This is a genomic window from Methylobacterium sp. ARG-1, assembly GCF_001262595.1.
GTDB classification, from domain to species: domain Bacteria; phylum Pseudomonadota; class Alphaproteobacteria; order Rhizobiales; family Beijerinckiaceae; genus Methylobacterium; species Methylobacterium brachiatum.
The window spans coordinates 16,719-30,824 of sequence record NZ_LHCD01000049.1 but is presented as its reverse complement, the minus strand read 5'-3'; the positions used below and the strand labels follow the sequence as shown (position 1 = coordinate 30,824).

The following is a 14,106-nucleotide window of genomic DNA, read 5'->3' as shown; positions in this document are numbered from 1 at the left end:
CGCGGAAGCCCCGGCGCCTGAAGCCTGGCGCAATGCCATCGGCGGGCCTCTCTCACGCTGGGCGTGGACGCAGATCGAACCGTCCCTGCCGATCCAGGAGGCCGCGCCCGCCCCGGAGGTGCTACCGACCGAGCCCCCGCGGGCGGCCATGATCGTTCCGCTTCCCGTTCCGCGGCCGCCTGAATTCCGATCCCCCCGCAGCCCCGACCTCGCCCGCAGGGCCGAGCGGCGGATCGCCCGCCGCGAGCCCGCGCCGGTGCTGGTGCAGCCCCGGGAGGACGACCGCTCGTTCCTGGAGAAGCTGTTCGGTGTCGAGCGCGCGCCCGGGCTCGCCTATGCCGCCCTCGAGAGCCGGCCCGCGGATCTCGTGCCGCAGCGGCGCATCTCGCCGCCGCTCGCCCCGACCGATGCGCGCCCCACGGCCGGCACCGCCGTCTACAACATCGCGGCGCGGGTCGTGATCCTGCCGAGCGGCGAGCGCCTCGAAGCCCATTCCGGCCTCGGCGAAGGGTTCGACGAGCCGCGGATGGTCAATGTTCGGATGCGCGGCCCGACGCCTCCGGGCACCTACGATCTGAAGGAGCGGGAGCAGCTGTTCCACGGGGTGCGGGCGATCCGGCTCACCCCGGTCGGCGGTAACGAGGCCGTCTATGGCCGCGACGGCCTGCTGGCTCATACCTACATGCTCGGCCCGCGCGGCGATTCGAATGGCTGCGTCTCGTTCCGTGACTACGATCGGTTCCTGCAGGCGTATCTGCGAGGCGAAGTCCAGCGCCTCGTGGTCGTTGCTGGGACCCAGGATCCGCTTCCGAGCCTCGCCATGGGCTCGGCGCGCACCCAGATGGCCCGGAACGGCAACTGAGCTTCGCCCGACCGAAGCTCGACACGTCCGTCCCCGGTCAGACGGGTCAGCGATCGACGCCCGAGCGTTCCGCCTGCAGCAGGGCTTCGATCGCGCCGATGAAGCGGGCACGCACCTCGGGCTTGGCCGCATCCAGATACGCCGCGACGAGCTTAAGCAGATAGCTCTCCGTTTCGTCCCCGGCACTGTAGAAGGCCGCGACGGGCACCCCCAGGGCGTCCGAGATATTTCTCAGCCGATCCCGGGACTCGGCCGCCGGCTTGTCGGACCCCTGCCCCATGAAAGCGTCTCCCGATGCCTCGTCCGGGCGAGGCTGGCATACCGTATCCAGGCTTTACGTCGCGCGTTCAACGCACATTTGTGCCGTGGCCCACTATAGAGGTCCATAAGGCGGGCGATATCCATAATAACAACCGGGCAACGCGATCGTCCAACCCGGTTATTTTGCACCATCATGGTTCGACAGGACTATGGGTCACGTGCCGGCCGATCCACCGCAAAGTCGGACAAAAAGCCGCCCAAGCCGGTGAGCGCTCGAATCCAATGAACTCGATTGCACGACCCCGTTGGCCCGGGGTCAGATCCCGAGGCGGCCGATTGCCGGCAGCTTGATCCCCGGCCGGCGCAGGTCGATCCCGGCCACGCCACCCAGCAGGTTGAGCTCCAGCCCCTCGACCCAAGCAAGCGTCAGCCCGAGATAGCCGCCGAGATTGATCCGGAGGCCCGTGCCCGACGGCGTCCAGCCTATCCAACGGCCGTCATAGGGAAAGTCCTTGCCGATCGCGGTGGTCGGCAGGCTCGCCCGCATCTCCGGCACCGCGGCCATAACGGCCGCCACGAAGGTGTTCGAGTTCGGGCCCGGCCAGACCACGTAATCGCCCGGACTTGCGTAGCGGTACTCGGCCACCGCCTTGCGGATGCGCGGGAGCATCGCCTCGGCGTCGGGCCCGTCGGCCGCGAAGACGACCTCCGGGGCGTTCCCGAACCAGCGCCCGTCGGGCACGAAGCGGTCGATCCAGATGGGTTGGCCCCAGGCCGTGTAGTCGAAGCGGCGATAGCGGCGCTCGCCGCTGCCCTTGATCACGATCCAGCTATGGGTTGCGACGATGCCCCGCCAACTCACGGTGCGCGCGGAGAAGATCCGCACGACGGCATCGGAATGGGATTCGGCCGGCGGGAGGAGACCGGCGCTGGACCGGTCGGCCGAGCGCCAGTCGCCGTCCGCACGCAGCCAGTACAGCGTCGCCGAGACGGCGACCGGCACGAGGAAAAGGAGGACGAGCGCGAGGAGCGCGAACCTGATCAGGGACACGGGGCGGGCCGGGGCGTGATGGAGGGCGGACCGGATGTAGGCACGGCAAACCGCGGTTCACATGCGGCCGAACGGTGCAGCTTGGCTCAGACTTCGCGCGACAGCGCGTCGAGGAACAGTGTCGTGGCGAGAAGGTCGGCGCAGCCCCCCGGGCTCAGGCGAGCCACTACGAAGCTGCGATGGATCGCGACGGCGCGGTCCCGCCAATCGGGGGCGGCGATTCCCCCCGCTTCGCGAAAGGCCATGGCCGCTTCCCGTGCCCGGGTCAGCCCGTCCGCGCCGCCGCGGTGGAGCAGGTTGGTGTCGTCGAGGACGGCCAGGAGCGCGAAGAAGCACTGAACCCGGGCGGCCTCGGGATCTTCCGGCGCCTGGACCCGACCGAGGCGCAGCGCCGGCAGGCCCACGGCGCGGATGGTCGGAAATCCCGCGGCGGCCTCCGCGCTAGCGCCGCCGACGCCGTAGCGGCGCGCGGCCCGTCCGCCATGGCTGTCCGTCGAGGCCGGCGCGCCTGCGATAGCCCCGCCCCACAGACGCGCCACAGCCTCGGCCCGCGCTTCCGCCGAAGCGGGGACCGGTCCGGCCACGCCCGCGCCGGCACAGATCAGCCCGAGCGAGAAGATGGCGCCGCGATGCGCGTTGACGCCACCGGTCGCCGCCAGCATCGCCGCCTCGGCCCTCAGGCCGATCGCCCGGAGTTCGCCCATCCCGGCATTGCGCCTGCCGGCGGCCACCAGCGCGGTGAAATAGGGGCGGATCGCCGCCGCGCTGCGGCGCAGCGTGCCCGCATCCATGTCGTGGTGGCTGCCCGAATCGACCGGGCTGACGAGACCCGGCTTGGGCCAGGTTTCCAGCTCATCGATCAGCGCCGCATGGGCGAGATCGGCGACGCGCTCGGCCCAGAGATCCGACGCGGGGAGGGTATCCTGGAGGCCGAGGTCAGAAATGCGGCCTCTCCGGTGCAGCGTCGTGGTTCGGGATGCGTGTGGCTGCGCAATCCCCGGGACCCGGGAGCAGCGGTGTGCGAAGGCTCCGGCTGGCTTGCTGCTACGCAGCTTCAACCCGGCCGTCAAATAAGCGGCGCTGCCGCGAAGCCGGTGCGTCAGAACGATCCGACGAAGCGATCCGGAAGCTGCCAGAGATCCGGCACCTGCGCCCAACTCTTGCGCTCGATCGCATCGGCGAACACCCGCTTGGTCGTCTCGAACAGCTCTTCGCCGCGGCGCAGCTGGACGCGTCTGCGCGCAAGTCCGGCGACGTCCGACTTGATATGGTCCAGGAACGCCGTGGGCGGGATGGCGTGATGCGAGTCCGGGATTCCGACCGGTGCGGCGGCGTTGCGCTTCTTCTGGCGCTCGAACAAGATGTCGTTGTCACAATGGGCCAGGTGGAACAGGAACAGGTCGTCGAATTTCGGCCGATGATCGTGGACCACGCAGTGGAAGCCGATATGCCAGTCCGTCCGCTTGGAGATGAGCGTCGCCTTGCAGAGGGATGAGATGGGTCGGACAAAGCCCCTCTGAAGCGAGACGGGGCGCTGCAGGTCGATCGGCGCCTCGCCCTCGACGTGGCGGACATCGGAACCGAACAGGTCGAGGACCGGCGGTACGTCGCGACCTGCAATGTATTGGGACAGCGTCGGCGCCACATCCGGATCGACCAAGGCCAGTTCATCGGCATCGGTGAACAGCACACCTTTGAACCCGATGAACAGCGAAGCGCAGAAGTCCCGGATCGTATTCACGCGCTCCCATTCGTCGAGCGGTGTTCTCGGCAGCCGGATCAGGTTCGCGTTGATCCCGACGGTGGAACCGTCGTTAGAGCCGTGATCGAGAACGTAGCAGTTCTCGGCCCCGACCTGCCGCTCATAGTGCCGTAGCCAGAGCGGCAACATCGTCGCTTCGTTGTACGCCATGGTAACTACGGCGAGCGGCCTTTTCTCCAACGGTCAATTTCCTTCGCGACGGCATTTTGCTAACCCGCCGCCATCGTACGCGGCGGGACGCTAATCAGGAGATAAGCTGGACATGGAGCGAGCGCCGCAACTTCTGCGATCCCTGAGCAAGGACGCACGGATCATTGAGATCGGCCCCAGCTTCAATCCTCTTGCCCCGAAGCGCGACGGTTGGAACACCATCGTGGTCGATCATGCCTCGCGTGAGGAGCTGCTCCAGAAGTACCACGATCAGACGATAGACCGGATCGAGGCGGTCGACATCATCTGGACCGGGGGTTCCCTTGCCGATGCGGTCCCGCCCGATCAGCACGGGACGTTCGACGCCTTCATCGCCAGCCACGTCATCGAGCACACGACCGACATCGTCACCTTCCTGCGCGCCGCGGAGACGCTGCTCAAGCCGGATGGCGTCGTGATCCTGGCCGTGCCGGACAAGCGCAAGTGCTTTGACTTCTACCGCCCGCTCTCCGGCACTGCCGACGCGATCACGGCCTTCCTCGAGCGGCGCGACCGGCACACGCTGCGCACGCATATCGACTACGCTTTGAACATGGCGTTGAAACCCGGCGGGGCCGGGGCCTGGGCTGCGAGCGACGTCCAACCAGCCGAACCGGTCAATCCGTTGACCGATGCGCTGCAATGGCATGCCGCCGCCCAGCGCCCGGATTATACCGACGCGCATGCCTGGGTGTTCGTGCCGTCGAGCTTCAGCCTGATGATCCTGGAATTGTCGCTGCTCGGCTATCTGGATCTCAGGGTCGAGGAGCTCCAGGAGCGGCACGCGACGGAATTCTTCGTGTGGCTGCGCAAGGGTGCTGCGCGGCTCTCCGCCGACGAGGCCAGGGGTGAACGCACCGCCCTGATGCAGCGCGTGATCGTCGAACTCGCCGACCAGGCGCGCCAGCTGCCGGACGGGCCGCTCAGCGAATCGGCAGCCCTCCTCCGCGACCGGCTTCTGAGGGCCGAGTACCGCACGCAGGCCCTGCAAAGGGTCCTCTCGGCCGTGCAGGCCAGCCTCGGCTGGTTCGGCCTGAACCGTCGCCGCTTCCGGCAGCTGATCGCGCTGGCGGGCCAGGACGTCCCGGCGAATGCGCTGGCGCCGATCCAGCACCACATTCTGCTGAACGAGACGACGAAGATCCTCAACCGGCGGAAGGGGCCCGACGACGTGACGGCAGCCGCCGAGGATGACCCGGCCCTGGCCGAGAACGCCGTCCTCATCGTTCCGCTCGGCGCGGCGCAGTTCCGCGACCCGCTGCTGGCCGCCGAACTGCTGCGCGAGCGCCAGCGGTCGCTCGCCGTTCGGGTCGTGCTCGAGGCGGTCGTGAACAGCCTGCGCCCCCGATCCTGGGACAAGGAGCGGTTCAAGGCGATCATAGCGAAGGCCGCCCGGGAGACGCCCACCGTCGGGCCGGAGGCGGTGCGTCACGCGGTGCTGGCGGAGGAGAGCCGGAAGGTTCTCGGCGTGCCGCGCGCCTGAAGGTTCACCGCGCCGGCGGCTCCCAGATCGCGAGGGCGGAGGCGTCCACGGGGCGGGGCAGGAGGCCTTCGGCCCGGAAGGTGTCGGCGATCTTCTGCTGCTCGGACAACCCGGCGCGGGTCACCGGCTCCACCTGGTAGCTGCGGCGCGCGTTCGCTCGCAGGATCACCTCGGGCTCGATCTTCCAGAGGGGCGTCAGGCGCGCAGCCGCCTCTTCCGGCTGCGCCTTCACCCAGGCGCCGGTCTCGGCCAGCTGACCGAACAGGGCGGCGAGCACGGGGCCGTTGGCGGCCACGTAGGGATCGGCTGCAAGATAATAGCGCTTGTACAGCGACAACCCGGCACCGTCGCGCAGGACCCGCGCTCCGGATTGTTGCCGCGCCGCGGACAGGAACGGATCCCAGGCGACCCAGGCCTCGACGCCGCCGCTGGTGAGCGCGGCCCGGCCGTCGGCGGGCGTCAGGTAGGCCGGGGTAATGTCCTTGAAGGTCATGCCGGCCTCGGCAAGGGCGGCGAGCAGCAGGTAATGGCTGCCGGCACCCTTGGTGACGGCGACCCGCTTCCCGCGAAGGTCCGCGACCGCCTTGGCAGGCGAGGCTTCGGGCACCAGGATCGCCTGCGCGTCCGGGGAGGGCGCCTCCTGGGCGATATAGGTGATTCGGGCGCCCGCCGCCTGCGCGAAGATCGGGACGGTATCAGCCACGTCGGCCGAGACGTCGATCTGCCCGGCATTGAGGGCCTCCATGATCGGAAGCCCACTGGTGAATTCGTGCCAGGATAGCCCTGTCCCGAGCGGTGCTAGAGCCTTCTCCAGGTTGCCGTTCTGGCGCAGCAGCGCGATCAGGGTCGAGGACCGCTGGTAGCCGATGCGCAGCGTCGTGGCCGCCCGGGCGGCGCGCAGGGGCGTGACGAGGGCGGCGGCAAGGCCGGCGAGCAGGCTTCGGCGGGTTTCGGGCATCGTATCATCCGGGGCGAGGGCGCTTGCCGCACCCTACCACCCGGTGCGCGCCTCCGGGGCAAGCGGCCGGTGTGACGCAGCCGGCCGATTCCGATCAGGTCGCTTGGCCGAGGATCTCCAGGATCGTCCGGCGCAGCCGGACGAGGCCGGGATCATCCCGGTGGCGCGGGTAGGGCGCCTCGACTGGCAGCTCGGCCCCGATCGCGGCCGGGCGGTCGTCCAGAACGATCACGCGTTCGGCCAGGATCAGCGCCTCCTCGACATCGTGGGTGACCAGCACGGCGGTGAAGCGCTTCGCCTGCCAGAGCCGCAGGATCTCGGCCTGTATCGCCAGCCGGGTCAAAGCATCGAGCTTCCCCAGGGGCTCGTCGAGAAGCAGCAGGCGCGGCTCGTTCACCAGCGCTCGAGCCAAGGCCGCCCGCTGCGCCATGCCGCCCGAGAGCTGGTGCGGAAAGGCGTCCGCGAAGCCGGACAACCCGACGAGCTCCAGAGCCCGGTCGATGCGCGCCGCGCGGGCGGCGCGGCCGACGCCCTGGGCTTAGAGCCCCAGGGCGACGTTCCCGCGCACGGTTCGCCACGGGTACAGGGTCGGATCCTGGAAGACGAGGAGCCGGGACGGGTCCGGCCCCTCGACCAGCCGGCCATCGATTGTGATCACGCCCTGATTCGGCGGCTCCAGGCCGGCCACAAGCCGCAGCAGGGTGGACTTGCCGCAACCCGAGGGTCCGAGGAGCGCCACGAACCCGCCCGGCGCGACGGTGAGGCTGACCCGGTCGAGCACCGGCAGGGGCGCAACCGCGGATGTCGAAGGCGTGGCTGACTGCCTCAACCTGCAGGCTGACTCCGAGGGCCTGATCGACAAGTCGTTCCCGCGTCGCGGCTACCATTGCAGCAGCCCCTTCTGCCAGGCGACGAGCCGATCGCGCAGGCGGAACAGCAGGGTGATCAGCGACGAGCACATCAGGGCCATCACGATCAGCGCCGCGTACATGTTGGCGTAGGCCGCCCAGCCCTGGGCCCATTGCAGGTACCAGCCCAGCCCCGATTTCACGCCGAGTCTCGGCCACGACCAGCACCGCGAAGGAGCCGCCGAGCCCCATGAACAGCCCGACGAAGACGTGGGGCAGCGCCGCCGGGATCGCCACCCGCAGGATCAGGAAGGCGCGCGAGGCGCCGAGCGTCCGCGCCACGTCGAAATAGGCCTCGTTGACGCCCGCCACCCCGGACCAGGTCAGCACCGTCACGGGAAAGCCGGTGGCCAGGGCGACCAGGAAGGTGCTCGCCGACCACGAGGACGGGAAGACGAAGAAGGCCAGCGGGAGCCACGCGGTCGCCGGAAGCGGCCCGACGAAGCGCAGCACCGGATGTGCCCAGTAGCCGACCGCTCTGAAGGTCCCGATCGCGACCCCGAGCACGAAGCCCAGGCTTGCCCCGAAGGCGTAGCCGCCGGCCAGCAGGATCAGCGAGTTCAGCGTGCTGCCGCCGAGCTTCGGCCAATCGTCGAGGAACACTTCGAGGATCGCCTGGGGCGGCGGGAAGAACGGCATCGGCAAGAGATCGAACTTGGCCGTGACCAGCTCCCAGGCCAGCAGGGCGACCGCCGAAGCCACCCGCCGGCGCGCAGCAGCAGGCGGTGCGAGGGCATCCGGGCCGAATCTTCGTGTCCCGGATGTGACGGGTCGTCAATCATCGCACGTCTCCGGGCCGCGCGACCGCGCGGCGATGTGGTCCGACGCAGGGCGTGGCCCGGCCAAGTGGCCGAGCCCACCTTGCGTCCTCATATTCAGTGAATGATCCGTCGAGGGATCAACAGAACGAGTATTCGGTCGCACCGGCGCGGAGTCAACGAAAGCGTATTCTGATCATTTTGAGGACTCGGAAAAAGCTCCTCGCTTGCTTGAGTCGTTACCCGGGACGAACTTAGTTCCGGCGTCAGGCCGAGCCGACGCGGTACTGGCGCGGCGGCTCGGTGCCGTTCACCGCGAAGGCGCCGACGATCCGGTCCCGGTAGATCCGGGGATTGTGCGACGCGATGGTGCGGGCGTTGCGCCAGTAACGGTCGAGGCCGAGCCCCTGCTTGACCGCCGAGGCACCCAGCGCATCGAACAGGATGGTGGTTGCTTCAAGGACGAGATTCGTGACGACGGTGACCGCCTGGTTGACCTCGACATCCGCCAGGGCCGTGGCGCGCTCCGCCTCGGGACCCAGCGCGCCGCGGTGCAGCTTATAGGAACGTTGCAACGCCTCGGCCGCCTTCAGCGCCACCGCACCGGCCGCGTAGGCGTTGCCGCGCACCCGGCCGACCACGGCCAGGATCTGCGGATCCTCGGCGGTGCGTCCGGCATTGCCGTGGCTGTAGACACGGTTTCGCTCGGCGACCAGGCGCCCGACATCCTCGGCCGCGGCGCGCCCGATCCCGGCGAGCGTCGCGAGATGGACCAGCTGGAAGAACGCCATCGCGTAGGGGAAGCGCGCCGGATCGGGCTTGATCAGGTCGGGCGACAGGACGACATCCTCGAACCGGATCGTGCCGCTCGCGGTGAGCGCCTGGCCGAACCCGTCCCAATCGTCCACGATCTCGACGCCCGGCGCCCGGGTCGGGACCGCCGCCGTCAGGGCGTTGCCGTCCTCGTCATCGGCAGAGAGATGGATGTAGTCGGCAAACAGCGAGCCGGTGGTGTAGAACTTCTTGCCCGATACGACCCGCTCGGCGCCGCGGCGGCGCACCACCGTCTCGAACTGGCCAACCTTGGCGGGGCCGGTCTCGGAGACGCCGCTGCCCACCGTCGCGCCGGCGGCGATCCTGGCGATCCAGCGGGCGCGCCAGTCCGGGTCGGTCGAGCCGAGCACGTCCTCGGTGAAGCCGAAATGGGCCCGCAATGCGTTGGTGACGTTCGAATCGGCCTGCGACAGCTCGATCAGCAGGTTGAACAGCTCGGGCAGGCTGGCCCCGTGGCCGCCCGCCTCCATCGGCAGGCGCAACGTGGTGAAGCCGGCCTCCTTCAGCCAGCCGATTTCCGCATGCGGCAGGCGGTGCGTGCGGTCGCGCTCGACCGCCGTGGCCCGGATCTCGGCGAAGGTGGGCCGGAAGCGCGCGGCCAATTCCTCGTAGCGCTCACTCGGGCCAGCGCCCCAACCCGCATCCCTCTGCGTCATCGCCCGAAGCTTTCCATCCTGGTCGTCGCGGCCGATGCCGGAAGGCGTTCGGGGCGAGACCTATGGATTCGCCAAGTCGAGCTGTGATCTCAAGCGGCAATGCGAGGAAAACGACCGGTGTAGATCGATTTGGAACCGGGATCTCTTCGCGAACTACTGTACGAACAGGTGTTTCTCGACGTCTGCTCTTTCGAGAAACAACATTCTCGTCGAAAAGCGACGCGGTCGGCGCAGGGCGGCATCTTCGAGAGAGACGCGCTCCCGAAGCGGCCCGCCGGGACCGCCGGACGAATCGTCTCGCGATACGCGGTCGGCGATGTGCCGACCGGTGTGACCGCGCCCGCTACCAGCTCGGCAGCACGGTGCCGCCGAACGTCTTCTCGATGAACGCCTTGACCTCGGGGCTGCGATAGCTCTCCACGAGCGCCTTCACCCAGGGCTGGTCGCGGTCGGCTTCCCGGACCGCCAGGAGGTTCACGTAGGGCCCCTTCGGCTCCTCCTTGAGGATCGCGTCCGAGGGTTTCAGGCCGGCGGGCGTCGCGAAGTTGGTGTTCACCGCCGCGGCGTCGACATCGTCCAGCGACCGGGGCGTCTGCGCCGCGTCGACCTCGATGAACCGGAGCTTGCGCGGGTTCTCGACGATGTCGGCCACCGTCGGTTTGAATCCGGTGCCGGCCTTCAGCTTAATCACGCCCTTGTCCTGCAGGAGCAGGAGCGAGCGGCCGCCATTGGTCGGGTCGTTCTGGATCGCGATCGTGCCGCCAGTCGGCACCGCATCGAAGCTCTTATGCCGCTTCGAGTAGATCCCGAGCGGGAAGTTCACCGTCGGGGCGACGCCGATGATCCTGTAGCCGCGATCGGCCTTCTGGTTGTCGAGGAAGGGCTGATTCTGGAACGAGTTCGCCTCGATCTCCCCGGCCGACAGCGCCTCGTTCGGCACCACGTAATCCGAGAACTCGATGATCTGCAGGTCGAGCCCGTTGCGCGCCGCGACGGGTTTCGCCGCCTCCAGGATCTGCCCGTGCGGTCCCGGCGTCGCGCCGATGCGGACACGCTTCAGGGGCTCCGCGTGCCCGATACCGGGCAGCACGAGGAGGGCGGCAAGCACCAGGCGACGCAACATGGCAGGCGGTCTCGCGATTTCGGGGTCGAACGGGTCTGCGGCTCAGCTCTGGCGGTGGCGCCGGTTGAGGCGGCGCGCGAGGCGCTCGCCGGCACTCTGGAACACCTGCACGAGCACGATCAGGACGACCACGACCGCCAGCATCATGTCGGGCCGGAAGCGCTGGTAGCCGTAGCGGATGCCGAGATCGCCGAGACCGCCGCCGCCGACCGCGCCGGCCATGGCCGAGTAGCCGACGAGCGACACCACCGCGAGGGTGAGCCCCAGGACGATGCCGGGCAGCGCCTCCGGGATCAGCACCTTGCGGATGATCTGGGCCGGGCTGGCACCGAAGGCCCGCGCGGCCTCGACCAGACCGTGATCGACTTCGCGGATCGCTGCCTCGACCAGCCGCGCGATGTAGGGCGTGGCCGCCACCGTCAGTGGCACGCTGGCGGCGTAGGTCCCGATCGAGGTGCCGGCCACCAGCCGGGTGAACGGGATAATCGCCACCACCAGGATGATGAAGGGCGTCGAGCGCGTCGCGTTGACGATCACGCCGAGGGCGGCGTTGAGAGCGGGCGCGGCCAGCAACTCGCCGCGCTGGCTCGTCGCCAGGAACACGCCGATCGGCAGGCCGAGCAGCGTGCCGATGACGGAGGCGAGCGCCACCATGGTCAGCGTGTCGACGGTGGCCTGGACCAGCAGGTTGATCAGCTCAGGCGACACGGGCGGCCCCCTGGGCGGCGTTCTGGGCGGCGTCTTGGGCCGGCGGCAGATAGCCGAGGAAGTCGGCCGGGATGCCGAGACCGGCGAGATAGGCTTGGGCCCGGGCGGTGACGTCCGGTCCCGGCGACAGGCCGACAGCCAGGGAGCCGAAGCGCTGGCCGCCGATCTCGTCCACCGCGCCCGCCAGGATCACGGCCTCGATCCCGGTCTCGCGGGCGAGCCGGGCGATGATCGCAGTGTCGGCCTGCGCCCCCCGCAGCGACAGGCGCAGCACCGGCGCGCCGCCGGGCCGCGGATCGGCGGAGATCCGCTCGGCGAGGCCGGCCGGCAGGTCCAGCCCGACCTCGCCCGCGAGCAGGCTGCGGGTCACCTCGGCTCGGGGCCGGGTGAACACCTCGTAGACCGTGCCGCGCTCGACGATCGCGCCGCGGTCGATCACCGCCACGTCGTCGGCGACCGCGCGGATCACCGACATCTCGTGGGTGATGAGCACGATGGTCAGGCCGAGGTCGCGGTTGATCCGCTTCAGCAGGGCCAGGATCGAGCGCGTGGTCTCCGGATCGAGGGCGGAGGTGGCCTCGTCGGAGAGCAGCACGTCCGGCTCGGTGGCGAGCGCCCGCGCGATGCCGACGCGCTGCTTCTGGCCGCCGGACAGCTCCGCCGGGTAGCGACCGGCCTGCGCCTCAAGCCCGACGAGGGTGAGCAATTCCGCGACGCGCGCCCGGATCGCCGCGCGTTTCCAGCCCGCGAGCTCCAGCGGCAGGGCAACGTTGTCGGCGACGTTCCGCGAGGACAGCAGGTTGAAGTGCTGGAAGATCATGCCGACCCGGGCCCGCACTTTCCGCAGGTCCCGCTCGGACAGGCTCGACACCTCGGCATCGCCGACCAGGACCCGGCCGGCGCTCGGCCGCTCGAGGCCGTTGATCAACCGGATCAGCGTCGACTTGCCCGCGCCGGAGCGCCCGATCACTCCGAGGATCGTGCCGGCCGGGACCGAGAGGTCGATCCCCGAGAGCGCCGAGACGAGCGCCGCGCCCTTCCGCGCCGGATAGGTCTTCGAGACGTTCTCGAACCGGATCAACGGCGTGCTGGCGGGTTCGCTGGACGGCAGCAGGGTGGACACAGCCTGTGGGTGCTCCTCGAGCGGGACCGGTGGGTCCGCAATGCTATCGGGTGATCCGCAAGCGATCTGTATGACGGTCGACGCCGAGAGCGGTCAAGGAAAGGCGGGCACATAGTTTCCCGGCTCCAGAGAACGTTTTTTTGTGTTTCGCAATTCAGGCAGAATATTTTTCCGGCCAAGATTGCTGATTGGCCTTGGCCCAGGACGAGTGCCTAACACCCAATTCCGGGGGACTCACCGCGAGCGGAAGTCTCCATCCTTCATCCTGTCGCTTGGGGAGACGGTCTGTTCTTCGAAGCGCCGCGAATTCGAAACCTTGTTTCATTGATCGCCCGACGTCCGCGGGCTTCAATAATGGTCACGCGCTCCAGCAGCCATCGAACCGAGGATGTCGGTTCCGGCATGCATGAAGCCGGGCGCTCACCGACCGGAGTCCACGATGATCGACGATACGCCCGCAGGACGGTCCCCGTCCCGCCGGACGCTCCTCTTGGCCGGGCTGGGCGCGGCGGCGCTGCCCTTCGCGGCGTCTCCGGTGCGCGCAGCAGCGCGCGAAGTGAAGATCAGCATGCAGCGCTCCTCGGTGCTGTTCACGATCCTCAAGGTGAAGGGCACCCTGGCCGAGCGCCTGGCGCCGCTCGGCTTCACGCCGACCTGGCACCTGTTCACCAACGTCATCGAACCGATGAATGCCGGCGCGGTCGACATCCATGCCGACGTCGCCGACGCGGTGCCGATCTTCACCCAGTCGGCGCGAGCGCCCCTGACCTTCTACGCCCGCGAGCGCGGCGCGCCGGCTGCCGAGGCAATCATCGTGCCGGCGGATTCGCCGATCCGGACGGTCGCCGACCTCAAGGGACGGACGGTGGGCGTCTCGCGCGGGTCCGGCAGCCACTACGTCCTGGCCGCGGCCCTGAAACGGGCCGGCCTCAGCTTCGACGACATCCGGCCAGCCTATCTCCAGGCGCCCGAAGGGGCGGCCGCCTTCGAGCAGGGCAGCCTCGATGCCTGGTCGATCTGGGACCCGTTCCTGGCCTTCGCCGAGGCCAAGCGGCCGGTCCGCACCATCGCGGACGGGTCCGGCCTGACCAGCTACCACCGCTACTACCTCGTGAACGACAGCTTCGTCGCCGCCCACCCGGAGGTGGTCGCCACGGTGTATCGGGCGCTGGTCGAGGCGGGGCAGTGGGCGAAGGCCAACCCGGAGGCGGCGGTGGCGCTGCTCGCCCCCGTCTGGGGCGACCTGCCCCCCGCCGTCGTGGCGGCGGCCAATGCCCGGCGCACTTACCGCGTGGAGCCGGTGGAGCGGGCGCAGCTCGGCGAGCAGCAGGCGATCGCCGACACCTTCCTCGACGCCAAGCTGATCCCCCGCCGGATCGACGCCACCGACGTCCCGGTCTGGACGCCGCCGGCGGTCAAGGGCTGAGCCG

Annotated in this window: 12 protein-coding genes and 2 pseudogenes; 3 read left to right on the top strand and 11 right to left on the bottom strand. The window is 69.2% G+C overall.

What is annotated here, in order from left to right; genetic code table 11:
• Nucleotides 1–862: DUF2778 domain-containing protein (locus tag AKJ13_RS27935; RefSeq protein ID WP_050736253.1), on the top strand; the 862-nt coding region annotated here is incomplete at its 5' end.
• Between the two features lie 46 nt (nucleotides 863–908).
• Here the strand turns inward: AKJ13_RS27935 and AKJ13_RS27930 are convergent.
• The 4 genes from AKJ13_RS27930 to AKJ13_RS27915 form a co-directional block, all read right to left on the bottom strand.
• Complete coding sequence (locus tag AKJ13_RS27930; RefSeq protein ID WP_050736252.1) at nucleotides 909–1,142, bottom strand: hypothetical protein; 234 nt, start codon at nucleotides 1,140–1,142, stop codon at nucleotides 909–911.
• Between the two features lie 297 nt (nucleotides 1,143–1,439).
• Nucleotides 1,440–2,174: a DUF3750 domain-containing protein gene (locus tag AKJ13_RS27925; RefSeq protein ID WP_050736251.1), complete on the bottom strand. Its 735-nt coding sequence runs from the start codon at nucleotides 2,172–2,174 to the stop codon at nucleotides 1,440–1,442.
• A gap of 86 nt (nucleotides 2,175–2,260) precedes the next feature.
• Nucleotides 2,261–3,118, bottom strand: coding sequence for a triphosphoribosyl-dephospho-CoA synthase MdcB (gene mdcB / locus AKJ13_RS27920; RefSeq protein WP_050736254.1), 858 nt, complete (start codon nucleotides 3,116–3,118; stop codon nucleotides 2,261–2,263).
• A gap of 155 nt (nucleotides 3,119–3,273) precedes the next feature.
• Nucleotides 3,274–4,086, bottom strand: coding sequence for a glycosyltransferase family 2 protein (locus tag AKJ13_RS27915; protein ID WP_244471772.1), 813 nt, complete (start codon nucleotides 4,084–4,086; stop codon nucleotides 3,274–3,276).
• 112 nt (nucleotides 4,087–4,198) lie between these two features.
• Between AKJ13_RS27915 and AKJ13_RS27910 the strand changes: the two genes are divergently transcribed.
• Nucleotides 4,199–5,608: a methyltransferase domain-containing protein gene (locus AKJ13_RS27910; RefSeq protein WP_050736249.1), complete on the top strand. Its 1,410-nt coding sequence runs from the start codon at nucleotides 4,199–4,201 to the stop codon at nucleotides 5,606–5,608.
• 4 nt (nucleotides 5,609–5,612) lie between these two features.
• On the opposite strand, the gene AKJ13_RS27905 is transcribed toward AKJ13_RS27910, so the two are convergent.
• The 7 genes and pseudogenes from AKJ13_RS27905 to AKJ13_RS27875 all read right to left on the bottom strand — a co-directional run bounded on the left by AKJ13_RS27905 (nucleotide 5,613) and on the right by AKJ13_RS27875 (nucleotide 12,676).
• Entirely contained in the window at nucleotides 5,613–6,566 is a 954-nt protein-coding gene (locus AKJ13_RS27905) for an aliphatic sulfonate ABC transporter substrate-binding protein (RefSeq protein ID WP_050736248.1), read from the bottom strand.
• Between the two features lie 94 nt (nucleotides 6,567–6,660).
• A pseudogene (locus AKJ13_RS27900) lies at nucleotides 6,661–7,453 on the bottom strand (ABC transporter ATP-binding protein).
• Nucleotides 7,447–8,167 (bottom strand): annotated as a pseudogene (locus AKJ13_RS27895) (ABC transporter permease subunit); the annotation flags it as partial. The pseudogenes AKJ13_RS27895 and AKJ13_RS27900, both read right to left, overlap by 7 nt.
• A gap of 331 nt (nucleotides 8,168–8,498) precedes the next feature.
• Nucleotides 8,499–9,722 (bottom strand): acyl-CoA dehydrogenase family protein, encoded by a 1,224-nt coding sequence (locus tag AKJ13_RS27890; protein WP_050736247.1) that lies wholly within the window; start codon nucleotides 9,720–9,722, stop codon nucleotides 8,499–8,501.
• Between the two features lie 343 nt (nucleotides 9,723–10,065).
• Nucleotides 10,066–10,845 carry a MetQ/NlpA family ABC transporter substrate-binding protein gene (locus AKJ13_RS27885; protein ID WP_050736246.1) on the bottom strand — a complete coding sequence of 260 codons (780 nt, stop codon included), beginning with the start codon at nucleotides 10,843–10,845 and terminating at the stop codon, nucleotides 10,066–10,068.
• A gap of 42 nt (nucleotides 10,846–10,887) precedes the next feature.
• Nucleotides 10,888–11,553 (bottom strand): methionine ABC transporter permease, encoded by a 666-nt coding sequence (locus AKJ13_RS27880; RefSeq protein ID WP_050736245.1) that lies wholly within the window; start codon nucleotides 11,551–11,553, stop codon nucleotides 10,888–10,890.
• Nucleotides 11,543–12,676, bottom strand: a complete 1,134-nt coding sequence (locus AKJ13_RS27875; RefSeq protein WP_050736244.1) for a methionine ABC transporter ATP-binding protein — start codon at nucleotides 12,674–12,676, stop codon at nucleotides 11,543–11,545. The genes AKJ13_RS27880 and AKJ13_RS27875 overlap by 11 nt, the downstream gene beginning before the upstream one ends.
• A gap of 439 nt (nucleotides 12,677–13,115) precedes the next feature.
• Between AKJ13_RS27875 and AKJ13_RS27870 the strand changes: the two genes are divergently transcribed.
• On the top strand, nucleotides 13,116–14,102 hold the full coding sequence (locus AKJ13_RS27870) for an aliphatic sulfonate ABC transporter substrate-binding protein (protein WP_050736243.1): 987 nt from the start codon (nucleotides 13,116–13,118) through the stop codon (nucleotides 14,100–14,102).
• Nucleotides 14,103–14,106 lie beyond the last annotated feature (4 nt).

Coding starts and splice junctions, on each gene's coding strand:
- AKJ13_RS27930 (WP_050736252.1), bottom strand. CDS start 1,142: ATGGGGCAGGGGTCCGACAAGCCGGCGGCCGAGTCCCGGGATCGGCTG.
- AKJ13_RS27915 (WP_244471772.1), bottom strand. CDS start 4,086: ATGGCGTACAACGAAGCGACGATGTTGCCGCTCTGGCTACGGCACTAT.
- AKJ13_RS27910 (WP_050736249.1), top strand. CDS start 4,199: ATGGAGCGAGCGCCGCAACTTCTGCGATCCCTGAGCAAGGACGCACGG.
- AKJ13_RS27905 (WP_050736248.1), bottom strand. CDS start 6,566: ATGCCCGAAACCCGCCGAAGCCTGCTCGCCGGCCTTGCCGCCGCCCTC.
- AKJ13_RS27890 (WP_050736247.1), bottom strand. CDS start 9,722: ATGACGCAGAGGGATGCGGGTTGGGGCGCTGGCCCGAGTGAGCGCTAC.
- AKJ13_RS27885 (WP_050736246.1), bottom strand. CDS start 10,845: ATGTTGCGTCGCCTGGTGCTTGCCGCCCTCCTCGTGCTGCCCGGTATC.
- AKJ13_RS27870 (WP_050736243.1), top strand. CDS start 13,116: ATGATCGACGATACGCCCGCAGGACGGTCCCCGTCCCGCCGGACGCTC.